Annotated in this window: 21 protein-coding genes and 1 tRNA gene; 10 read left to right on the top strand and 12 right to left on the bottom strand. The window is 62.8% G+C overall.

Annotated elements, in window-relative coordinates; genetic code table 11:
• Nucleotide 1 precedes the first annotated feature (1 nt).
• The 4 genes from ctaD to AC1RNN_RS11965 form a co-directional block, all read right to left on the bottom strand.
• On the bottom strand, nucleotides 2–1,618 hold the full coding sequence (ctaD, locus tag AC1RNN_RS11980) for a cytochrome c oxidase subunit I (RefSeq protein WP_493089082.1): 1,617 nt from the start codon (nucleotides 1,616–1,618) through the stop codon (nucleotides 2–4).
• Nucleotides 1,619–1,660: 42 nt separating this feature from the next.
• Nucleotides 1,661–2,845, bottom strand: coding sequence for a cytochrome c oxidase subunit II (gene coxB / locus AC1RNN_RS11975; RefSeq protein ID WP_493089084.1), 1,185 nt, complete (start codon nucleotides 2,843–2,845; stop codon nucleotides 1,661–1,663).
• A 59-nt stretch (nucleotides 2,846–2,904) separates the two neighbouring features.
• Nucleotides 2,905–3,381 carry a DUF2244 domain-containing protein gene (locus tag AC1RNN_RS11970; RefSeq protein WP_493089085.1) on the bottom strand — a complete coding sequence of 159 codons (477 nt, stop codon included), beginning with the start codon at nucleotides 3,379–3,381 and terminating at the stop codon, nucleotides 2,905–2,907.
• Between the two features lie 147 nt (nucleotides 3,382–3,528).
• Complete coding sequence (locus AC1RNN_RS11965) at nucleotides 3,529–4,449, bottom strand: biotin synthase (protein ID WP_493089086.1); 921 nt, start codon at nucleotides 4,447–4,449, stop codon at nucleotides 3,529–3,531.
• 7 nt (nucleotides 4,450–4,456) lie between these two features.
• Between AC1RNN_RS11965 and AC1RNN_RS11960 the strand changes: the two genes are divergently transcribed.
• Nucleotides 4,457–5,194, top strand: a complete 738-nt coding sequence (locus AC1RNN_RS11960; protein ID WP_493089489.1) for a phosphoribosyltransferase family protein — start codon at nucleotides 4,457–4,459, stop codon at nucleotides 5,192–5,194.
• 22 nt (nucleotides 5,195–5,216) lie between these two features.
• On the top strand, nucleotides 5,217–5,687 hold the full coding sequence (trmL, locus tag AC1RNN_RS11955) for a tRNA (uridine(34)/cytosine(34)/5-carboxymethylaminomethyluridine(34)-2'-O)-methyltransferase TrmL (protein WP_493089088.1): 471 nt from the start codon (nucleotides 5,217–5,219) through the stop codon (nucleotides 5,685–5,687).
• On the opposite strand, the gene AC1RNN_RS11950 is transcribed toward trmL, so the two are convergent.
• Nucleotides 5,684–6,139, bottom strand: coding sequence for a MaoC family dehydratase (locus AC1RNN_RS11950; RefSeq protein ID WP_493089089.1), 456 nt, complete (start codon nucleotides 6,137–6,139; stop codon nucleotides 5,684–5,686). The two genes, trmL and AC1RNN_RS11950, sit on opposite strands and share 4 nt — an antisense overlap.
• Nucleotides 6,140–6,203: 64 nt before the next feature.
• Nucleotides 6,204–6,821 carry a nucleotide-binding protein gene (locus tag AC1RNN_RS11945; protein ID WP_493089090.1) on the bottom strand — a complete coding sequence of 206 codons (618 nt, stop codon included), beginning with the start codon at nucleotides 6,819–6,821 and terminating at the stop codon, nucleotides 6,204–6,206.
• Nucleotides 6,822–6,862: 41 nt separating this feature from the next.
• On the opposite strand from AC1RNN_RS11945, the gene kefF reads away from it, so the two are divergent.
• The gene (gene kefF / locus AC1RNN_RS11940) at nucleotides 6,863–7,540 is read left to right on the top strand and encodes a glutathione-regulated potassium-efflux system oxidoreductase KefF (protein WP_493089490.1); all 678 of its coding nucleotides are present in this window, start codon (nucleotides 6,863–6,865) and stop codon (nucleotides 7,538–7,540) included.
• Between the two features lie 3 nt (nucleotides 7,541–7,543).
• Nucleotides 7,544–9,373 (top strand): glutathione-regulated potassium-efflux system protein KefC, encoded by a 1,830-nt coding sequence (kefC, locus tag AC1RNN_RS11935; protein ID WP_493089091.1) that lies wholly within the window; start codon nucleotides 7,544–7,546, stop codon nucleotides 9,371–9,373.
• A gap of 21 nt (nucleotides 9,374–9,394) precedes the next feature.
• Here kefC and AC1RNN_RS11930 read toward each other — a convergent pair whose 3' ends face one another.
• Nucleotides 9,395–10,150, bottom strand: a complete 756-nt coding sequence (locus AC1RNN_RS11930) for a sulfite exporter TauE/SafE family protein (protein ID WP_493089092.1) — start codon at nucleotides 10,148–10,150, stop codon at nucleotides 9,395–9,397.
• 190 nt (nucleotides 10,151–10,340) lie between these two features.
• Here AC1RNN_RS11930 and AC1RNN_RS11925 point away from each other — a divergent pair, with 190 nt between their 5' ends.
• Entirely contained in the window at nucleotides 10,341–10,775 is a 435-nt protein-coding gene (locus AC1RNN_RS11925; protein WP_493089093.1) for a DUF1841 family protein, read from the top strand.
• Nucleotides 10,776–10,848: 73 nt separating this feature from the next.
• Here the strand turns inward: AC1RNN_RS11925 and AC1RNN_RS11920 are convergent, their stop codons facing one another.
• Entirely contained in the window at nucleotides 10,849–11,514 is a 666-nt protein-coding gene (locus AC1RNN_RS11920; RefSeq protein WP_493089095.1) for a c-type cytochrome, read from the bottom strand.
• A gap of 121 nt (nucleotides 11,515–11,635) precedes the next feature.
• Here AC1RNN_RS11920 and AC1RNN_RS11915 point away from each other — a divergent pair, with 121 nt between their 5' ends.
• From AC1RNN_RS11915 to AC1RNN_RS11895, 5 genes are all read left to right on the top strand, one after another.
• The gene (locus tag AC1RNN_RS11915; RefSeq protein ID WP_493089097.1) at nucleotides 11,636–12,490 is read left to right on the top strand and encodes an AAA family ATPase; all 855 of its coding nucleotides are present in this window, start codon (nucleotides 11,636–11,638) and stop codon (nucleotides 12,488–12,490) included.
• A 7-nt stretch (nucleotides 12,491–12,497) separates the two neighbouring features.
• Nucleotides 12,498–12,725 (top strand): hypothetical protein, encoded by a 228-nt coding sequence (locus AC1RNN_RS11910; protein ID WP_493089099.1) that lies wholly within the window; start codon nucleotides 12,498–12,500, stop codon nucleotides 12,723–12,725.
• 2 nt (nucleotides 12,726–12,727) lie between these two features.
• Nucleotides 12,728–13,324, top strand: coding sequence for a GNAT family N-acetyltransferase (locus tag AC1RNN_RS11905; RefSeq protein WP_493089100.1), 597 nt, complete (start codon nucleotides 12,728–12,730; stop codon nucleotides 13,322–13,324).
• A 19-nt stretch (nucleotides 13,325–13,343) separates the two neighbouring features.
• On the top strand, nucleotides 13,344–14,558 hold the full coding sequence (locus AC1RNN_RS11900) for a vWA domain-containing protein (RefSeq protein ID WP_493089102.1): 1,215 nt from the start codon (nucleotides 13,344–13,346) through the stop codon (nucleotides 14,556–14,558).
• A 62-nt stretch (nucleotides 14,559–14,620) separates the two neighbouring features.
• Nucleotides 14,621–14,695, top strand: a tRNA-Arg gene (locus AC1RNN_RS11895).
• A gap of 69 nt (nucleotides 14,696–14,764) precedes the next feature.
• Here AC1RNN_RS11895 and AC1RNN_RS11890 read toward each other — a convergent pair.
• Genes AC1RNN_RS11890 through AC1RNN_RS11875 form a run of 4 tightly spaced genes read right to left on the bottom strand, consistent with a single transcriptional unit; the run spans nucleotide 14,765 to nucleotide 21,883 of the window.
• Nucleotides 14,765–16,420, bottom strand: a complete 1,656-nt coding sequence (locus tag AC1RNN_RS11890; RefSeq protein ID WP_493089104.1) for a methyl-accepting chemotaxis protein — start codon at nucleotides 16,418–16,420, stop codon at nucleotides 14,765–14,767.
• 51 nt (nucleotides 16,421–16,471) lie between these two features.
• Complete coding sequence (locus AC1RNN_RS11885; protein WP_493089106.1) at nucleotides 16,472–20,131, bottom strand: hydantoinase B/oxoprolinase family protein; 3,660 nt, start codon at nucleotides 20,129–20,131, stop codon at nucleotides 16,472–16,474.
• 37 nt (nucleotides 20,132–20,168) lie between these two features.
• The gene (locus tag AC1RNN_RS11880; protein ID WP_493089107.1) at nucleotides 20,169–21,155 is read right to left on the bottom strand and encodes a TRAP transporter substrate-binding protein; all 987 of its coding nucleotides are present in this window, start codon (nucleotides 21,153–21,155) and stop codon (nucleotides 20,169–20,171) included.
• Between the two features lie 23 nt (nucleotides 21,156–21,178).
• Entirely contained in the window at nucleotides 21,179–21,883 is a 705-nt protein-coding gene (locus AC1RNN_RS11875) for an ABC transporter ATP-binding protein (RefSeq protein ID WP_493089108.1), read from the bottom strand.
• Nucleotides 21,884–21,887 lie beyond the last annotated feature (4 nt).

Genomic DNA, 21,887 nt, shown 5'->3' with positions numbered 1-21,887 from the left:
ATCAGCCGATCACCTTGGTGGCGGTGGCGTCCAGCTTGGGCGGGTTCTCGAATGTGTGGAAAGGCGCGGGGGAAGGCACTTCCCACTCCAGACCTTCAGCTGCTTCCCAAGGCTTCTGGGGCGCTTTTTCGCCCTTGCCCATCATGGCAGGGAACACGATGCCCACGAAGAAGTAGACCTGTGCAAAACCGAAGGCGAAGGCACCGATGGAGGCGATTTCGTTGAAATCGGCGAATTGCATGGGGTAGTCAGCGTAGCGACGGGGCATGCCGGCCAGACCCAGGAAGTGCATGGGGAAGAAGGTGACGTTGAAGGCAATCAGCGACCACCAGAAGTGCAGCTTGCCCTTCCACTCGGGGATCATCACACCGGTCCACTTGGGAGCCCAGTAGTAGAACCCGGCGAACATGGCATACAGCGAGCCAGCCACCAACACGTAGTGGAAGTGGGCCACCACGTAGTAGGTGTCTTGCAGCTGGATGTCGATGGGCGCCATGGCCAGGATCAGGCCAGTGAAGCCACCCATGGTGAACACGAAGATGAAGCCCACAGCGAACAACATGGGGGTCTCAAACGTCATGGAACCCTGCCACATGGTGGCGATCCAGTTGAAGATCTTCACGGCGGTGGGCACGGCGATCAGCATGGTCGCGTACATGAAGAACAGCTGACCTGTCACCGGCATGCCGGTGGTGAACATGTGGTGGGCCCACACGATGAAGGACAGGATGGCGATGGAACTGGTGGCGTACACCATGGAGGCGTAGCCAAACAGCTTCTTGCGTGCAAAGGCGGGAACGATCTGGCTGATGATGCCGAAGGCCGGCAAGATCATGATGTACACCTCGGGGTGGCCGAAGAACCAGAAGATGTGCTGATACATCACCGGGTCACCGCCGCCAGCGGGGTTGAAGAAACTGGTGCCAAAGTGGCGATCGGTCAGCGTCATGGTGATGGCACCGGCCAACACGGGCATCACGGCAATCAGCAGGTAGGCCGTGATCAGCCAGGTCCAGGCGAACATGGGCATCTTCATCAGCGTCATGCCAGGGGCACGCATGTTGAGGATGGTCACGATGATGTTGATCGAGCCCATGATGGAGGAGGCACCCAGGATGTGCATGGCAAAAATGCCGGCATCCATGGAGGGCCCCATCTGCAGGGTCAGCGGTGCGTACAGCGTCCAGCCGGCAGCGGGTGCGCCACCGGGCATGAAGAAGGAGCCCACCAGCATGAGGGCCGCAGGAATCATCAGCCAGAAACTGAAGTTATTCATGCGGGCAAATGCCATGTCGGAAGCGCCGATCTGCAGCGGGATCATCCAGTTCGCAAAGCCCACGAAGCCCGGCATGATGGCGCCGAACACCATGATCAGACCGTGCATGGTGGTCAGCGAGTTGAACAGCTCGGGATTCACCAGTTGCAGACCGGGCTTGAACAGCTCGGCACGGATCAGCAGGGCCAGAATGCCGCCCACGATCAGCATGGTGAAGGAGAACAGCAGGTACAGGGTACCGATGTCCTTGTGGTTGGTCGCAAACACCCAACGCTGCCAGCCCGTGGGGGCGTGGTGGTGGTCGTCATGGGCGTGGTCGTGGTGGTCTAGTACGGCGCTCATACTGATGTCCTTCTCAATTCTCTGCGTTCGGTCTGAGGCTCGTTACTTGCGCAGGGCCAGCACTTCGGCCGGTTGCACCAGTTGACCTGTCTTGTTGGACCAATTGTTCTTGGTGTAGCTGATGACGGCCGCGATATCGGTATCGCTCAGTGCCTTCCAGGAAGGCATGGCACCGTTGTTCTGGCCGTTAAGCAGCACAGCGATTTGCTTGGTCTTGTCGGCGTCCAGCACCACAGGGGCGCCATCAAGAGGCTTGATCGCGCCAGCGCCCTTGCCGTTGGCTTGGTGGCAGGCTGCGCAGTTCTGGGCATAAACCTTCTCGCCGCGCTTGAGGATGTCGTCAAGCGTCCAGACCTTTTTGGGGTCATCCTGCTTGGCGGCCATCTTTTTCTGTTCTTCGGCGACCCACTTGCTGTAGTCCTCGGCAGAGAGCACTTTCACATGGATGGGCATGTAGGCGTGTTCCTTGCCGCACAGCTCTGCGCACTGGCCGTAGTAGTCACCCGCCTTTTCGGCACGGAACCAGGTGTCGCGCACGAAACCGGGAATTGCATCCTGCTTGATACCGAAGGCCGGCACCATGAAGGCGTGGATCACATCGTTGGCGGTGGTGATAATGCGGACCTTCTTGTCTACGGGAACCACCAGGGGGTTGTCCACCTTCAGCAGGTAGTTGTCGACCGACTCACCCTTCTTGGGGCCGCCGGCGTCGGACATGGCGCGCTGGTCGCTGTCCAGTGTGGAGACAAAGCCGATGCCTTCGCCTTCACCCTTCAGGTAGTCATAGCCCCACTTCCACTGCATGCCAGTGGCCTTGATGGTGAGGTCGGCGTTGGTGGTGTCCTTCATGGCCACCACCACCTTGGTGGCCGGCAGGGCCATCAGGATCACGATGACAAAGGGCACGATGGTCCAGATCACTTCCACGGTCACAGACTCGTGGAAAGTGGCGGCCTTGTAACCCTGGGATTTGCGATGCTTCCAGATGGAATAGAACATCACCGAGAACACCGCCACGAAAATGACCGAGCACACGATCAGCATGAACCAGTGCAGCCACTGCTGCTCACGGGCAATGTTGGTCACCGCAGGTGCCAAATTCAGCTGATTGACTGCAGGACCGCCGGGCAAATCGTTGACAGCATGCGCCACGCTCAGTGCCGCTGTGCCAGCCCATGCGCCCACCGCCATGAAGGGGGTAGCCAGTTTGTTCAATATGCTCTTCATCGTGTTCACTTTTCTAAGCCCCAAAATAACCCAATGCGCAGCAGCTGCACGCCACCTCTTCAGGCTGCGCGCAGCGCCATCCGGATCTCCCGTGCCAGCAGCGGACGCAGCTCCGGCCTGAGAAACCGCCCTACCCGGACAGTTTTGCCGCGCCCGGACAACTCGATCAATGATCCGTCGCCCGCCCGCGGCTCAACCCTTACCCATTCCCTCGGAAATTCGGCGCGCTCCAGCTTGCCGGCATTTTCCAACTCCACCACGAGTTGCCCCTCCTGCAAGGAGATGCGCTCGCCATCGGTAGCGTGCCTGGCATAGACCACAAACGCCAACCCCACTGCGACCAGTTCGATCGATGCAAAGGGGATCACCAGGGGAGCGCCCTGCAACCAGAAGAAACTTCCGATGCCGAGCGACACCACGCACAGTGACACATACAGCCCGACCAGTTGCAACGGCGTAAACGAGCAGTTACGCCGCAAAAACCACTGAACGTGCCGCCCTTGTACCGTCGCAAAGCGAAAAACCAGATTCGTCATGCGTCTTGCCCGAAAAGGCCCGGTCGTTACCGAACCGGGACGAGACTGCAGGGGGATATGCCATTACCTCTTTTTCTTAGCATTGTAGTGCAGACATCCCGTTGATCCGCCTCAAAAAAGGTAGGGCAGACCGGGCCAGAGGCGGCTTCAGGCCTTGTCTTTGGGGCCTGGAGCACCCTGTTTGAGAACTGCTCTCATTTGGGCCAGCGACACCGTGGTCTCGGCCTGCAAGTTCAGTTTGGGTACGGGCTTGAAGGCATGGCCATAGACGACCTCGAAGGTCAGCTGCAAGCGGCCGTCGCCGGTTGGCGTGGCCAAGCCTTCGGAGAGCGCCGCATGCAGGCGCTGCAACCAGGCACGCGAACGCAGACCAGAAAAACGCTGCGGATGCAGGTTGCGCCCCAGCGTGCGCAGCTCCGCCAAGAGGTTTTGCGGCGTGGAGTAGCTCAGGGTAATGCGCTCCATGTCCATCACCGGCTCGGCAAAGCCGGCATGGACCAGCATGTCGCCCCAGTCGTGCATGTCGGTGAACTCATGGCCCGCCACAGGCCAGCCCATGCGGGCGTAGACGGCGCGCAACTCGCGCAGCGTGTCCGGCCCCAGGCAGGAGAACATGGCAAAACCATTCACGTCCAACAAGGCGTGCCAATCAGCGATCAGTGCCTGCGGGTCCGCCGCCGTGTGCAGCGCCATATTGGCCCACAGCATCTGCACCGGCTGCGCCGGGCGCTCGAACTTCACGGACGGACCGCTCCAGCGGCTGGGTTGCCACCAGGGCTTTGCTATTAAATTGCGAGCTGCTTGCGCACGCTCTGCGCTGGCCTCAAGCACAAAACACGCAGAATCCGGGTAGCGCTTGCTAATCAGGGCCTGGGCCTGCATGCCCCCCTGCAGCGGGGCCCAGTGCACCCATTGGGCCGGTTTTTGTACGATCCACTGCAAGCGCTCTTCCATGCGGCGTGCCACCTCTTCATGCAGCCAGGGCGAGGACTCACCGGCCACCGGACGGCGCTGCGCCCAGCGCTGGGCCGCAAGGGGGTCAATGGTAGGGGGACGCTGGGTGCTCATGGGGCAAATGCAGGAGGGTGCGCAAGGCGGTGGCGAGTATATTGCCAGCATGTTCCGCCAGCTGCTCCAGGGGGTATCGCGGCGCCTGCCGAGCCAGTGCGTGGTCTGCCATGCATGGCCCGCCCAACCCGTCTGCGAGGACTGTGTGGCCGAGTTTGCCCAGCCGGTGCACCGCTGCATGCACTGTGCCCTGCCACTGCCTGCCGGCATGCCGCGCTGCGGCGCCTGCATCACCCGCCCCCCGCCCTGGGACAGTGCGCTGGCCGCCGTGCCCTACGCCTATCCTTGGTCGGGCCTGGTAGTTGACCTCAAGTTCCACAGCCACCCCGCCTGGGCCGGTACGCTGGCCACCCTGCTGCGCAGCACGCCATGGGTGGAGCCCGCGCTCGAAGCGGCGGACTGCGTGATCCCCCTGCCCCTGTCGGACACGCGCCTGCAGACCCGGGGCTTCAACCAGGCCCAGGAAATAGCCCGCCAACTGGCGCCCCGCAAACTGCAGGACGGGCTGCTGCTGCGCGTGCGAGACACCCCGCCCCAAAGCAGCCTGCCACGCCACGAACGCCTGCGCAGCGTGCAGGGCGCCTTTGCCGTGGAGCCGCTGCGGGCTCGCGAGCTGGCGGGAAAGAAAGTGGTGCTGGTGGACGACGTAATGACCAGCGGCGCCTCGCTGCACGCGGCCAGCACGGCCTTGCGCAATGCCGGTGTGGCGCACATCACGGTTCTGGTGTTTGCGAGAACGGAGTAGCTGGGGAACGACAATAGCGGCCATGTTCCATATCGTCCTCGTCGAACCCGAAATTCCGCCCAACACGGGCAATGTCATCCGCCTGGCGGCCAACACGGGTTGCACCCTGCACCTGGTGGAGCCGCTGGGGTTTTCAATGGACGACAAGCACATGCGCCGGGCCGGGCTGGACTACCACGAGTACGCCGAGCTCAAGCGCCATGCCGACTGGCAAGCCTTTCTGGACACCGAGCAGCCCGCCGTCGACCGCATGTTCACGCTGACCACACGCGGCACGCGCAGCCCCTATGCCGTGGACTTTCTGCCCGGCGACTGGCTGGTGTTTGGCTCAGAGACCAAAGGCATCTCAGACACGGTGCGCGCCCACTTCGACGCCCCGCGCAGCCTGCGCCTACCCATGGTGGCGGGACAGCGCAGCCTGAACCTGTCCAATGCCGTCGCAGTGACGGTCTTTGAAGCCTGGCGTCAGAACAATTTCGCCAGCCTCAACTAGGGGTACTGCCGCACCAGCGACTCGGCCACGCACACCGGCTTGGCCGCGCCCTCGCGCTCCACGCTCACTTCCCAGGTCTGCTGTACTCCGCCGTTGTCAATCGGTTCGCAAGCACGCAGCGTGAGACGGGCGCGCAGGCGACTGTCCACCGGCACCGGCGCGATGAAGCGCACCTTGTTGAGCCCGTAGTTCACGCCCATGCGCACCTCGGTGACGGTCAGCGCGCTCTCGAAGAAACGGGGAATCAGCGATAGCGTGAGGAAGCCATGCGCAATGGGCGCCCCAAACGGTCCGGCCTTGGCGCGTTCCACGTCCACGTGGATCCACTGGTGGTCGCCCGTGGACTGGGCGAACAGGTTGATGTGCTCCTGGGTGACGGTGACCCAGTCGCTGATGGCAACGGGCTGGCCCACCAGGGCGGCGAGTTCGGCAAGGGTGGCAAAGGTTTTCATGCCGGCCACTGTAGCCAGCGGGGGCGACAGGCCGTGTCAGCCCCGCGACAAGCCGGGTGTCCCGCTAGGCGTCCAGCCAGGCGCAGATCGGCTGCCACTGCGCCAGATCGCGCTCCACCCGGCCCGGCGCCACGTCGAACACCGTGAGGCCGCGGGCCGAAAGCTGAATGTAGTTCTGCGTGTCGCGCACAAAGCCCAGCACCGGGAGGCCCAGGCTGTCCACAAAGGTGTGCAGCTGGTCGGCCGCACGCGTGCGCTCGTCCACCCGCATGCCCACGATGCCGACCTGCACCTTGGACGCATGGGCGCTGGCGGCCAGTTCGTCCAGGAAGGCGCGCGTGGCAAAGATGTCGAAGACGCTGGGCTGCAGCGGCACCACCACCTTGTCCGCCAGCTTGAGCACTTCTTTCAGGCGTTTGCCGTGCAGGCCGGCCGGCGTGTCCAGCACCACATGGGTAGTGCCCTTGGGCGGCTTGGCCATTTGTTCGTCGCTCAGATCCCAGCCCGTGATGGGGCGCGCCGCCGTAGGGCGCAGGCTCAGCCAGAGCCGGGAGGATTGCTGCCGGTCGGCGTCCCCCAGCATGACGGCATGGCCGCGCGAGGCAAAGTAGCCCGCGATCTGGGTGGACAGGGTGGACTTTCCGACACCGCCTTTGGGATTGGCGACAACAACCACGGGCATACACGACTCCTCATGGAATGGAACTGCGCTATGTTATCGGCATGGACACCGAACACCAAGCCACCCCCGCCTCCGGCCCCGCGCCCAGCCCGCGCCCTGTCTACGTGGTGGCCGCCCACCCGAACTGGCGCGACTCGCGCGTCAACCGCCGCCTGCTGCAGGCCGCCCAAGCCGCCCAGACGGCCGGCACAGCCAGCGTGTGCGACCTCTACGCCCGCTACCCTGACTACCACATCACCGTCCCCACGGAGCAGGCGCGCCTGCAGGAGGCGCAGCTCATCGTGCTGCTACACCCGGTGCAGTGGTACTCCATGCCCGCCCTGCTCAAGCTCTGGCTGGACGAAGTCTTTGCCCATGGCTGGGCCTATGGCGGCGGTACCGCGCTGCAGGGCAAGGACCTGTGGCTGGTGGCGACCACGGGCGGGCCGGAAGACTCTTATCACCCGCAGGGCTACAACCGCTATTTCTTCGACGCCTTCCTGCCGCCCTATGAGCAAACGGCCGCCCTGTGCGGCATGCGCTTTCTGCCGCCGCTGGTGCTGCACGGTGCGCACCGTGTGGCTGCCGGCGAGGTGGATGACCATGTGGCCGTGTTTGCCGAGCGCCTTACCAGCTACCCGCAATGGCCCGAGCTGGACGAGCTGGAGAGCTGCCCGGCCTGCGCAGTACCGGACACAGACCGCCCCGCACATGCAGTGGCAAACGTGGGGGCACAGTAAGTTATGGAACATGCACCCACTTGGCTGATCAACAGCTTTGTCTATCTGAGTGCGGCCGTCATCGCCGTGCCGCTCTCCAAGGCCCTGGGCCTGGGCTCCATCATTGGCTACCTGGCTGCGGGCATTGCCATCGGCCCCTGGGGCCTGGGCCTGGTCACCAATGTGGAAGACATCCTGCACTTTGCCGAGTTCGGCGTGGTGCTGATGCTGTTCCTCGTGGGACTGGAGCTGGAGCCCAAGCGGCTGTGGAACCTGCGCCGCTCCATCTTTGGCTGGGGCAGTGCCCAAGTGCTGGGCTGTGCCTTGTTGCTGGCGCTGGTGGCCATTGGCTGCGGCGTGGGCTGGCGCCTGGCCGTCGTAGCGGCGCTGGGCCTGGCCCTGTCGAGCACGGCGATTGCCCTCCAGGTCATGGGCGAGCGCAACCTGCTGCCCACCAGCAGCGGGCAGGCTGCGTTTTCCATCCTGCTGTTCCAGGACGTGGCAGCCATTCCCATCCTGGCACTGCTGCCGCTACTGGGTGTGGCTGCAGCAACAAATGATGCATCAGCCCCCATGGAATATGCGCAAGCAGCTATCAAAATCGTAGCTGTTATTGCCGGCATCGTGCTGGGCGGGCGCCTGCTCTTGCGCCCCCTGTTCCGCTGGATCGCGCGCTCCAAGACGCCCGAGATCTTTACCGCCACCGCCCTGCTGCTGGTCGTCGGCATCTCGGCGCTGATGCTGCTGGTAGGCCTGTCCATGGCGTTGGGGGCCTTTCTGGCCGGTGTGCTGCTGGCCGAAAGCGAATACCGCCGCGAGCTGGAAACCGACATCGAACCCTTCAAGGGCCTGCTGTTGGGCCTGTTCTTCATTGCCGTGGGCATGAGCATCGACTTTGGCGTGCTGCTCGCCTCCCCTGGCCTCATGGCGCTGGTGGTGCTGGGCTTTCTGGCCGTCAAGGCCGCCGTCATCTATGCGCTGGCGCGCTATATCGAACTGCCCTACCAGGAGCGGCCGGTGTTCACGCTGCTGCTGGCCCAGGGCGGGGAGTTTGCGTTTGTGGTGTTCCAGGCGGCCACCGGGGCCAACGTCTTGCCGACCGAAACGGCTTCGCTGCTGATCGGCGCGGTGGCCGTGTCCATGCTGCTGAGCCCGCTGATCCTGGTGTTGCTGGACCGCTTTGTGCTGCCGCGTTTTGCAAACTGCGGCGTGCCCCAGCTGGAAGAGATTTCCGAGCAGCAGGAGGCGCCCATCATCATTGCCGGCTTCGGCCGCTACGGGCAGATCATCAGCCGCCTGCTGTCCGCAGAGGGGGTGGCCACCACGGTGCTGGACCATGACGCCGAGATGATCGAGGTGGCGCGCAACATTGGCTACCGCGTGTTTTACGGCGACGCCACACGCCTGGACCTGCTGCGCACCGCCGGCGCGGCCACGGCCAGGGTGCTGGTGCTGGCGGTGGACGATGTGGGGCAGTCGCTGGAGATCGTAGACCTGGTGCAGGAACACTTCCCGCAGCTGCAGATCGTGGCGCGCGCCCGCGACGTGACGCACTGGAACCAGCTGCGCGACCGCGGCGTGACGCGCGTGGAGCGCGAGCTCTTCGAATCCAGCCTGCGCAGCGCGCGCAGTGTGCTGGAGCTACTGGGCCAGGACCCGCACGTGGCCCGCCAGAGTGCCATGCGCTTCCGCCAGCACAACCTGGAGCTGTTTGAGAAGCTGCACCCCCACTACAAAGACAGCTCCAAGCTCATCGCCGTGATCAAGCAGGGCCGCCAGCAGTTGGAGGAGCAAATGGCCCAGGAGCGCGCCGAACAGGCAAAGCGCCGACCGCATACCTGGGACGGGCAATAGGGGACGCTTGAGGCCTTCGCCTCAGGTCAGCCCGTCCCACAGCAGCTTCACGCCGGTGAGGAACATGCCGGCGTACAGGAAGCGGTAGAACAGCACCTGGCTGATGCGCCGCGCCAGGCGCACGCCAATCCATACGCCCACGGGCGCAATCGGCAGCAGCACCAGGCTGGTGGCCATGTTGCGCATGTCCAGCAAACCCAGCATGCCGTAGGGAATCCATTTGCTCAGGTTGACCACAAAAAAGAAGAAGGCCATGGTGGCCGTGAACTTCACCGGGCTGAGCTTGAGCGGGATCACATAGGCATTGATGGGCGGGCCGCCCGCATGCGCGATGAAGCTGGTGAAGCCCGAGGTGGCCGTGAGGATGGCACCAAGCCAGCGCGGCGGCGGCGCGCTGTCAGGCTTGGGCGGAAACAGCAGGCGCTGCGCCAGAAACAGCAGGGTGAAACCACCTACCAGCGCGGCCACGGTGTGCGGGTCCAGCACCTTGAACAGCAAGGTACCAATGCCGATGCCCACCAGCCCGCAGGGAATCAGGAACTTGAGCAGCGACATATCAAAGTCCTTGCGGAAGGCCGCCATCCCCAGCACGTCCATGAGGAACAACACCGGCATCAGGATGGCCGCCGCTTCGGGCACGCTCACGGCCAGCGCCATCATGGGCACGGCCAGCGAACCGAAGCCCGCACCAAAGCCGCTCTTGCTCACGCCCAGCAGCAGCACGGCGGGAATGGTGACGGCGTAGAAAAAGGGATCGGTGATGATCGGGAAGGTCATGGTTATGAATGTTTTAGGGCCCTAGCCCCCATGGAAACTGCGCAAGCGGCTACCAAAACCATAGCAATCCAAAGCACCCCGTGCGCCCTGACACTACCGCAAAGCCCTGCCCAACACCGGGAGACATGGTACACAATGCCGCCGTGCGGCGCCCCGGCAGGGGCATAGTCCGCGTGCTACGCTCACGCCCATGTTCAACCCCTCCCAAGAAGACGTCCGCCGCTTTTTCTGCGCCACCTACGCCAAGGCCCGCAGTGGCGTGGCCATGGAAGCCATCGAAACCCTGGCCGCCCAGTGGATGGACGAACACCCCGAGTACGCGGCCGACTTTGCCGACGTGGACACCGCGCTGACCACCATGTACGAGGCCATCGAGGGCCGCACCAACCCCTTTTTGCACCTGAGCATGCACCTCTCCATCAGCGAGCAGTGCAGCATCGACCAGCCGCGCGGCATCCGCCAGGCGGTGGAACTGCTCACCCACAAGCGCAACTCCCTGCACCAGGCACACCACGAAGCCATGGAATGCCTGGGCACCATGCTGTGGGAAAGCCAGCGCGCCGGGCGTCCGCCCGATGGTGACGCCTATATTGCCTGCGTGCAACGCCACGCCACCAAGGACTGAGCGGCTGCATCCGCCGAAGCTCCAAAAGTAAAAAAGCCGCTCACTGAGCGGCTTTTTTATGGGGCTGCGCAGCTTAGCGGAAGCGGCTTTGCGGCACGGTTTTCAGCTCGGTGGGCAGCTTGCCCATGTAATTGGCCAGTTCCTTCAGTTCTGCGTTGGTGAACTGCTTGGCCACGCCACCCATGACGCCGTTGCTGCGGCCGATCTGGGCATTGCCTTCGGTCTTGTAGGACTTGAGGGCGACGAAGAGGTAGTCGCTGTGCTGGCCGGCAATCTTGGGGTAGCTGGGGTCCACAGGCTTGCTGAAGGAATCGCCGTGGCAGGAGGCACAGGCGCCCTTGGTCAGCAGGGCATTCACTTTTTCGGAACCTTCGGGCGCCTTGGCCAGAGGCTGGGCGCCTTCCACGGCGCCGCTGGCTTCGTAATAAGCGGCCAGGTCAGCGATGTCCTGGTCGGTCAGGGAGGCGGCGATGCCGCGCATGGAGGCGTGCTTGCGGTCGCCAGCGCGGTAGGCATTCAGGGCGGAGGCGATGTACTTGCCGCCTTGGCCGGAGATCTTGGGAACCTTGTGAATCTCGGGGAAGCTGGCCTGGTAGCCCACAATGCCGTGGCAGCCGATGCACATAGCGTTCTTCTTCTCACCGGCCTTGATGTCGCCTTGAACGCCCTCGGCATGGGCAGCGAAAACGGTCACAGAGGCGACAAGCGCAACAGACAGGGACAAGAGGATTTTGTTCATTTTGCAGGGACAATCCAGACGGTGATTGATATAAATCAGCTCGGGGATTATATCGACCGCCTCCGCCCTCCCCGCTTTTTTTGCGCCCTGCGGCCCGCCACCTTTTGTTCTGCCCACAACCATGAAATTCCACGGAACCAAAAACTACGTCGCAACCCAGGACCTGATGCTGTCCGTCAACGCGGCCATCACGCTGCAGCGCCCGCTGCTGGTCAAGGGCGAGCCCGGCACCGGCAAGACCATGCTGGCCGAGGAAGTGGCCCAGGCGCTGGACATGCCTTTGCTGCAGTGGCACATCAAATCCACCACCAAGGCGCAACAAGGCCTCTATGAGTACGACGCGGTCAGTCGTCTGCGCGACAGCCAACTGGCGGACGTGGACGGCGGCGAGCGCGTCAAGGACATCCATAACTACATCGTCAAGGGTGTGCTCTGGCAGGCCTTTACCGCCGACAAGCCCGTGGCCCTGCTGATCGACGAAATTGACAAGGCCGACATCGAATTCCCCAACGACCTGCTGCGCGAGATCGACCGCATGGAGTTCTACTGCTACGAAACGCGCGAACTCATCAAGGCCAAGCACCGCCCGCTGGTGTTCATCACCTCCAACAACGAGAAGGAGCTGCCCGACGCCTTTTTGCGCCGCTGCTTCTTCCACTACATCAAGTTCCCCGACGCTGCCACCATGCAAAGCATCGTGGACGTGCACTTCCCCGGCCTCAAGAAAGAGCTGGTCAGCGCGGCCATGAAGACTTTCTTCGATGTGCGCAACCTGCCCGGCCTGAAGAAAAAGCCCTCCACCAGCGAGCTGCTGGACTGGCTCAAGCTGCTCATGGCAGAAGACATCCCGGCCGAAGCGCTGCAAAGCAAGGACGACAAGATGGCTGTGCCGCCCCTGGTGGGCGCGCTGCTGAAGAACGAGCAGGACAGCACCCTGTTCGAAAAGCTGATGTTCATGCAACGCCACAACCGCTGAGCCGCCCATGTCCAACAACAACCCGTTAATCGAAGGCGTCTCGGATGCCGTGGGCTTTGTGGCCGGTGCCCTGCTGGGCTTTGGTGCGGGCCGCCTGCTGGGGCTGGACGTGTTCGCCCCCGGCTACACCACGGCCAGCGTGGTCGGCATCGTGCTGGTCGGTATCGGTGGTGGCATTGGCCTGCAGATCGCGCGACGCTGGCGTGCGCGACAAGACACACAGAACAAGGAGTAAACATGGCATTCGTCGACCCCGTCACCCTTAGCGCGCGCGGCGTGAAACTGGTGCCCCTGGGCCTGGAGCATGAGGCCGGCCTGCGCGCCGCCGCCGCCGATGGCGAGCTGTGGAACCTGCGCATCACCTCGGTGCCCGAACCCGAGAACACCGCCAAGTACATCCACGACGCCCTGGCCATGCGCGAGGCCGGCAACCGCTTTGCCTTCGCCGTGACCGAGGAAGCCACAGGTCGCGTACTGGGCAGCTCCAGCTACCACGACATCCTGCCCGCCGTGAAGCGCGTGGAGATTGGCTACACCTGGTACGGAAAGAGCAGCCAGCGCAGCCACGTCAACACCACCTGCAAGCTGCTGCTCATGACGCACGCGTTTGAGACCCTGGGCTGCCATGTAGTGGGCTGGCGCACCGACAACTTCAACTTTGCATCTCAGGCCGCCATCGAACGCCTGGGCGCCCGCAAGGACGGCGTCATCCGCGGCCACGCCCTGCGCCGCGACGGCACCATCCGCGACACCGTCATGTACAGCCTGCGCAGCGGCGAATGGCCTGAAGTGAAGGCCCAGCTGCTGTACCTGCTGGACAAGCCGCGCGCCTGAGCCGCACTGGGAGCACGCCATGCTGCTGGATTTCTTCTACACCCTGCGTTCCGCCAAGCTGCCGGTATCGGTCCGTGAATACCTGACCCTGCTGGAAGCGCTGCAGAAAGGGGTGGTAGGGCCCAAGACGCCGCAGCCCGAGGACGTGTCCGAACCCAGCGGCACCACGATCGACGACTTCTACTACCTGGCCCGCACCGCGCTGGTGAAGGACGAGAAGCATTACGACAAGTTCGACCGCGCCTTTGCTGCCTACTTCAAGGGCGTGGAGATGCTGGCGGATTTCACCAAGGAAATCCCGGCCGACTGGCTGCGCAAGAATCTGGAGAAATTCCTTACGCCCGAAGAACAGGCCAAGCTGCAGAAAATGGGCTGGGACGAGCTCATGGAGACGCTCAAGAAGCGCCTGGAAGAGCAAAAGGAACGCCACGAAGGCGGCAACAAATGGATAGGTACAGGCGGCACCTCGCCCTTTGGCGCCTATGGCCAGAACCCGCAGGGCGTGCGCATCGGGCAGGACAAGGGGCGCAACAAGAGCGCCGTCAAGGTCTGGGACCAGCGCGCCTATAAGGACTACGACGACACCCAGGAGCTGGGCACGCGCAACATCAAGGTCGCGCTGCGCCGCCTGCGCAAGTTCGCGCGCGAGGGCCACGAGGACGAGCTGGACCTGGACGCCACCATCGCCAAGACGGCGGCCAATGCGGGCTACCTCGACATCAAGATGCGGCCCGAGCGCCACAACAACGTCAAGGTGCTGCTGCTCATGGACGTGGGCGGCACCATGGACGAACACATCCAGCGCGTGGAAGAACTGTTCAGCGCCACCAAGACCGAGTTCAAGCACCTGGAGTTCTACTACTTCCATAACTGCGTCTACGACTTCATGTGGAAGAACAACCGCCGCCGCTTCTCCGAGAAGTTCGAGACCTGGGACATCATCCGCAAGTACAACAAGGACTACAAGCTGATCTTTGTGGGCGACGCGACCATGAGCCCCTATGAGATCCTGCAGCCCGGTGGCAGCGTGGAATACAACAATGCGGAGGCCGGCGCCGAGTGGCTGCAACGCCTGCTGCACGCCTTCCCCCGGCACGCCTGGATCAACCCTGAACCGCAGGGCGTGTGGCAGTACCGCCAGAGCATCAGCGTGATCCAGGACATCGTGGGATACAAGATGTACCCCCTCACCCTCAAGGGCCTGGAAGAGGCCATGCGGCACCTGACCAAGTAGATAGAGCCCCCACGCCCCGCCGCTGCGCGGGTCAAAGCCCCCTTTACAATCCCGGCTCGCTGGTCTCCGTAGTTCAATGGATAGAACGGCCCCCTCCTAAGGGGCAGATACAGGTTCGATTCCTGTCGGGGGCACCAGTGTTGTCGAGTAAATTTCCCGGGGAACCCAAATCCCAACCCGACAGCGCACTGCGGGCCTTGAACCCGTCAAGCTTGATGCAAAAGGCGTGGTGCTAAACCTGCCACGCGGCGTACCGAGCCGTGCGGGCTCCGCGTCGGCATATTCGCTCCCGGATAGCTGCTGGTATTGAATGTTGCAACCAGCTCGACCAAGGTCTGGGTCTGGTCGCGCATGCTTTGCGCCGCAGCGGCCGACTGCTCCACCAAGGCCGCGTTTTGCTGAGTCATCTGATCCAGCTGGGCGACTGCGGTATTGACCGCATCGATGCCATGGCTCTGCTCAGTCGACGCGGCGGTGATCTCGCCAATGATGTCCGATACACGCTGCACGGATTGCACGATCTCGGCCATGGTCTGGCCCGCACTGTCCACCAGCTGGGTTCCTGCCTCCACGCGCTCCACACTGGCGTTAATGAGTTGTTTGATCTCCTTGGCAGCCTCGGCGCTGCGCCCCGCAAGGCTACGCACCTCGCTGGCTACCACGGCAAACCCCCTCCCCTGCTCTCCTGCGCGTGCCGCCTCGACCGCCGCGTTCAGGGCCAGGATATTGGTCTGAAAAGCAATGCCATCGATAACGCCAATGATCTCGCTGATCTTCTTGGAGCTGGCATTGATCTCCTGCATGGTGTGCACCACCTGCGTCACCTCGGCCCCACCCCGGGCCGCTACCCGGCCGGCAGACGAGGACAGCTGGTTGGCTTGCTGGGAGGCATCCGCCGACTGGCGTACCGCATTCGTCAACTGGTCCATATTCGAGGCCGTGCGCTGCAAGTTGATGGCGGTCTGCTCGGTGCGTACGCTCAGATCCTGGTTGCCGGACGCAATCTCGGCGCTGGCGGTGGACAGGTTATCGGTGGAGTGGCGCACCTGGCCCACCAGATGGTCCAGGGACAGGCGCATGGCCTCCAGCGACTTCAGCAAGCTGGCGGCCTCGTCATTGCCGCGGGTGTCGATGCCATGGTCCGTCAAGTCTCCCCGCGCAATCGCCTGAGAAAACTGCAGCGCCCGGTCTATGGGCTGGCAAATGGATCGCATATTGATCAGCGTGCCCGGCACCACCACCAACAAGCCCAACACCACAGCCACCGCGAACAAGCGCTCCATCTGCAGCGCCACGCTTGCTTGCAAACCCACGGCGTGGGCAACATCCTGGCGCAGTGCGGCGTCCACCAGATTCAGTGCCGCTTCAGCCTCATCAAACTTTAGTAGTGCATTGGCACTCAGGCGGTTGGCAATGGTAGCCGTGTCATAGCCCTGGGCCTCCAGCTGGCCAGCGATGGGCAGGAACAGGTCGCGGTAGGCGTGCAATGCGTCCGACAGCTTTTGCACATTGGCCTTGCTGTCATCCTGCAAACCGGCCTGCAGTGCCTGCACTGCACCATCGGCATGCTGCAGACTCATCTGCCACCTGGCCTGCGCGGCCTTCACACCCTCGGGGCTTTCGTACTGGATGATCATGTCCTTGTCGTGACGACGGGCCATGTTCATGTCGGTACGCAAGGCGTTTATCTGCCCTACCAGCACATTGGATTGCTGCATGGACTGCTCGCTCATGCCGTAGATGCGGGCCATGCCATACAAGCCGGCCCCGCCCAGCAGGCTGACGAGGGCTGCCACTACACACAAGGCGGTCCACATCCGGAAGCGGATAGTGAAACGACGCATCCAGGAATGGGTTTGCATGGTGCTTTGCTTTCAAAGTGCGTGGGAGGTGATGAATCGCCCTGGGTATGTTCAGGCGCCGTAGCCGCCGCCGCCGGGTGTGGCGATCTCAAACACATCGCCCACCTGCATTTCGGCCTGGCCGATGTGACCGATTTCCTCGACGGTGCCGTTCGCCCGCAGCACACGGTTGGTACCGACTTCACCCGGTTGACCACCGGCCATGCCAAAAGCACCGTAGCTGCGACCGTTGGACAGAATGCTGGCCGTCATGGTCTCCAGGAAACGCACGCGACGCACGCCGCCATTGCCGCCCGTCCACTTGCCAGCGCCCCCCGACCCCTCACGGATTTCGTAGCTGTCCAGACGCACCGGAAAACGGAACTCGAAAATCTCGGGGTCAGTCAGGCGCGAATTGGTCATGTGAGTCTGCACAACGCTGGTCCCGTTGAATCCGCCCACAGCATCGCCGTTCGCATTGAGCAGCGTACCTGCCCCCGAACCACCGGAGATGGTTTCGTAGTACTGGTAGTGCGCGTTGCCAAAGGTAAAGTTGTTCATCGTGCACTGGCTGCCCGCCATGACACCCAGCGCACCGTACAGCGCATTCGTGATGCAGCTGGAGGTCTCCACATTGCCCGCCACCACCGACGCTGGCGGGTTGGGGTTCAGCATGGAACCTTGCGGAATGATGACCTGCAGGGGCTTGAGGCACCCCGCGTTCAGCGGGATGTCGTCGTCCACCAGCGTTCGGAACACATACAGCACGGCCGCCATGCACACGGCAGTCGGCGCATTGAAGTTGTTGATCTGCTGGGGCGATGTGCCAGTGAAGTCGATGACGGCGCTGCGTTCCCGGGCATTCACCTTGATGGCCACGTGAATCTGCGCACCGTTGTCCAGCTTCAGGGTGAAGTCGCCGTCTTTCAGCCGGGTGATCACGCGGCGCACGGACTCCTCAGCGTTGTCCTGCACGTGGCGCATATAGGCCTGTACCACGTCCAGACCGAAGTGCTCCACCATCTTGCGCAGCTCTTGCACGCCTTTTTCATTGGCCGCGATCTGCGCGTTCAGGTCGGCCATGTTTTGCTGCGTGTTGCGCGACGGGTACTCACCGCTGCTGAGCAGCGCCACCATCTCGGCCTCGCGCAGCACGCCGCGGTCCACCAGCTTGAAGTTGGTGATCTGGACGCCCTCCTCCTCAATGCGGGTAGAAAACGGAGGCATGGAGCCCGGTGTGGTGCCGCCGACGTCTGCATGGTGGCCGCGCGAGCCCACATAGAAGGTTGGCTTGCCGTCCATATAGACAGGTGTGATGACGGTGATGTCGGGCAGATGGGTTCCCCCATGGTAGGGATCGTTCAATACATAGACATCACCAGGCTGCATGGTGGCAGCGTTGTCACGCACCACGGTTTTGATACTTTCGCCCATGCTGCCCAAGTGCACCGGCATGTGGGGAGCGTTGGCAATCAGATTGCCCTCGGCGTCGAACAGCGCACAGCTGAAATCCAGCCGCTCCTTGATGTTGACCGAGTAGGCGGTGTTCTGCAGCTGCAGGCCCATCTGCTCGGCAATGTTCATGAACAGGTTGTTGAACACCTCCAGCAGCACGGGGTCCACCGTGGTGCCAACTGCAAATTTGATAGCGCGCTTCTCAGTACGGACGAGGGCCAGATGATCATATTCCGTCAAAGTAGCCTGCCAGCCGGGCTCTACCACCGTGGTTGCGTTCTTCTCGGCGATGATGGCCGGGCCGGGAATCACGTCGCCGGGGCGCAGGTCTTCGCGCACCACCAGCGAGGCCTCCACCCACTGCCCGCCCGAATACATGCGCACGCGCTCACGCACGGCGCCACTGGCCGGCAGGTCGCGCACCGGGTGCAGCGCGTGGCGGGGCTCTGCGGGCGCATCACCCGCGATGACCGCTTCCACGGACACGGCCTCCACGACCAGGCCCTTGCCTTCCATCAGAAACGCAAAGCGCTGGCGATAGGCGGCTTCAAAGCCGGCCACGATGGCCGCCATCGTGGCCTGCGCGTTGGCGCCACCAGCCGGGTACGGCACGACCAGGGCTGCGTCGCTCCCCTCGTAGCGCACATGCACACGGCAATGCGTGGTGATGGCACCGTGGTTGACCTGCTGGCGCGTGAGCTCCCCCTCGGCCTGCGTGGCCAATGTATCCAGCTGGCTGGCAATGCCGGGCAAGGCTTCGGGAGTCAGCGGGACCTCGATAGCGCGCTCACGTATCACAGACTGGTCGGCCAAACCCATGCCATAGGCGCTGAGCACGCCGGCCAGCGGGTGCACAAACACGCGGGTCATACCCAAGGCGTCCGCGACCAGGCAGGCGTGCTGGCCGCCAGCACCGCCAAAGCATTGCAGCGTGTAGCCGGTTACGTCATAGCCGCGGGCCACGGAAATCTTCTTGATGGCGTTGGCCATCTGCTGTACGGCGATATTGATGAAGCCTTCGGCCACTTCTTCAGCAGGCAGGCCGGTCTTCCCAGCCAAGCCTTCAAACTGGGCCTGCACCGCATCCAGACTCAACGGCTCATTGGCCTGCGGGCCAAACACCTTGGGGAAGTAGTGCGGCTGGATCTTGCCCAGCATCACGTTGGCATCGGTCACCGCCAGTGTGCCTCCGCGCCGGTAGCTGGCCGGACCGGGGTTGGCGCCAGCACTTTCCGGTCCCACGCGAAAGCGCGAGCCATCGAATGTCAGCAAGGAGCCGCCACCGGCCGCTACCGTGTGGATGCTCATCATGGGCGCCCGCATGCGCACGCCTGCCACCTGGGTCTCGAACTCCCGTTCAAACTCGCCGGCGTAGTGACTCACATCGGTGGACGTGCCCCCCATGTCAAAGCCAATCGTTTTCTGGATCCCTGCGATGGCAGCGGTGCGGGCCATACCCACAATACCGCCGGCCGGACCGCTCAGGATCGCGTCCTTGCCATGGAAGCTGTGCGCATCGGTCAGACCACCCGACGACTGCATGAAGAACAGCTTGACGCCCGGCATCTCACCGGCCACCTGCTCCACATAGCGGCGCAGGATGGGCGACAGGTAGGCGTCCACCACGGTCGTATCGCCGCGGCTGACGAACTTCATCATCGGGCTGGTCTCGTGCGAGGTACTGATCTGCGTGAAACCGATCTCCTGGGCGATGCGCTTGGCCGCGAGCTCGTGGTCGGTGTAGCGGTAGCCATGCATGAAAACAATCGCAACGCTTCGCAGCCCCCGTGAATATTGCGCCAGCAGCTCTTTTTTTAATAGCACATCATCCAAGGACTCGATCTGCTCTCCGTGCGCACCGACACGTTCGTGCGCCTCGACTACTGCGCTGTACAGCAGCTCGGGCAACTGGATGTTGCGGTCGAAGATGCGTGGGCGGTTCTGGTAGGCGATGCGCAATGCATCGCGGAAGCCGCGTGTCGTGACCAGAAGCGTGGGCTCACCCTTGCGCTCCAACAGTGCGTTGGTGGCCACCGTGGTGCCCATCTTCACGCAGGCCACGCGGTCGGGTGTAACCGGCTCGCCCTTTTGCAGGCCCAGCAGATGGCGGATACCGGCCACGGCCGCGTCCTTGTATTGCTCAGGGTTCTCGCTCAGCAGCTTGTGGGTGACCAGGGTGCCATCGGGGCGCTTGCCGACGATGTCAGTGAATGTGCCGCCACGGTCGATCCAGAATTGCCAGAGCTTGGAGTCCGATGGGTTGCTGTTGTTTTGCATGGTGCTAAACCTTTTGGGGAGTAAGTGACGCACGGGTCTAGTTGAAGTAATAGGGGACAAAGATCTCACTGGCCTGGTGGCCTACGGAGCGCACCCATTCGCGGGAAAAACGTTCACCTATGCGCCTGAAGTCGATCTCGAGGTCGGGGGAAATACGTTCGATCCGAATACCGTTGGCTTGCAATTCCTTGGTGGAAGTCTGTGCAAGCCCTTCGCTGGCGATCCACCCCCGGCTCTCTGCCTCTGCAGCAGCCTTGAGCACGGCGGTGCGGGCTTCGGGGGTCAGGGCGTCAAAGCTCTTGGTGCTCACAAAGACAATGTTCTTGGGAAACCAGGCACTGATCTCGTAGTAGTACTTGATAGGCCCCCAGACCTTGTTTTCGACGCCCGTTACGGCAGAGGTAATCATGGCGTCCAGGCGTCCGCCTTTGACGGCCTTGTCTACATCCACCATGGCCACGTCCACGGGAGTGGCACCCAGCATTTCGGCGATGCGCACCGTGGTCTGGTTGTAGGTGCGCATCTTCATGTTCCTGAAGTCGTTGACCGTTGTCACCGGGCGCGTGGTGTATAGCCCCTGGGGCGGCCAGGGAACGGCATACAGAATCTTCAGGCCACGCTGTGCGAACTCCCGCTCCAGACCAGGGCGTTGCACTTGCCACAACCGTTGTGCCCGCCGGTAAGAGCTGACCACGAAAGGGACCGAGTCGGCCCCGGCAATCGGAATGTCCTTGACCATGCTGGTCAGAATGGTCTCTCCGGCCTCCACCTTGCCATCCTGCACCGCCTGGAAAATGTCGCCCAGCTTGAAGAGGCTGCCATTGGGTGCCACCTCCACACGCAATTGCCGTTTGGATGCGAGTTCCACAGCCTGCCCGAACTGCATCAGGTTTTCAGTGTGAAAGGACTCGGCTCTGTAGCCGGTTGCAAACCGCCACACGGCAGGGTTTGGAGCCTGCGCATTCAAAACGGAGGCGTAGCTCAACCCTGCCGCGCACAGCGCAGCAATTCGAACGTATTTCATGGGGCGCTCCTGCGATGGCCGGGCTACAGGCCCAGATAGGCTTTCTTGATGTGTTCGTCGTGCAGCAGGGTTTGGCCGGCTCCCTCCATGACGATCCGCCCCGTCTGGATGACATAGCCGTGGTGTGCAATGCTCAAGGCCTTCTGCAGGTTTTGTTCGACCAGCAGAATGGATACCCCTTTGGCATTGACCTGCTGGATGACATCCAGCACCTTGGTGACGAACTTGGGTGCGATCCCCCAAGAGGGCTCGTCCAGCATCAAGAGCTTGGGACGCGCCATCAGGCCACGGGCAATGGCCAGCATCTGCTGCTCGCCGCCGCTCATGGTGCCCGCCAGTTGTGTTGCCCGTTCCTTGAGGATGGGAAACAGGCCCAGCATCTCGTCGATGCTGCCGGCAACTTCACGCTTGTCCTTGCGAGTGTAGGCCCCCAGTTCCAGGTTGCGCAGCACGGTCAGGCGCGGGAACAGGCGCCGGCCTTCTGGCACCAGGGACAGGCCCAGCGGCACCCGCTTGTCGGCCGCGATGCCGTGAATGGGCGCGCCATTGAAATGGATGCTGCCTGCCGCAGCAGGGTTCAGCCCTGCCACGGCACGCAGTGTGGTGGACTTGCCATTGCCATTGCCACCAACCAGCGCGACGATTTTCCCGGTATCCACTTTCAGTGAGACATCGGAGATGGCCAGTACGTCGTCGTAGCAGACCTTGAGGTTCTTGATTTCCAGCATGTTC

Source organism: Rhodoferax sp. GW822-FHT02D07, assembly GCF_058802405.1.
This window is presented reverse-complemented; position numbering and strand designations above follow the sequence as displayed.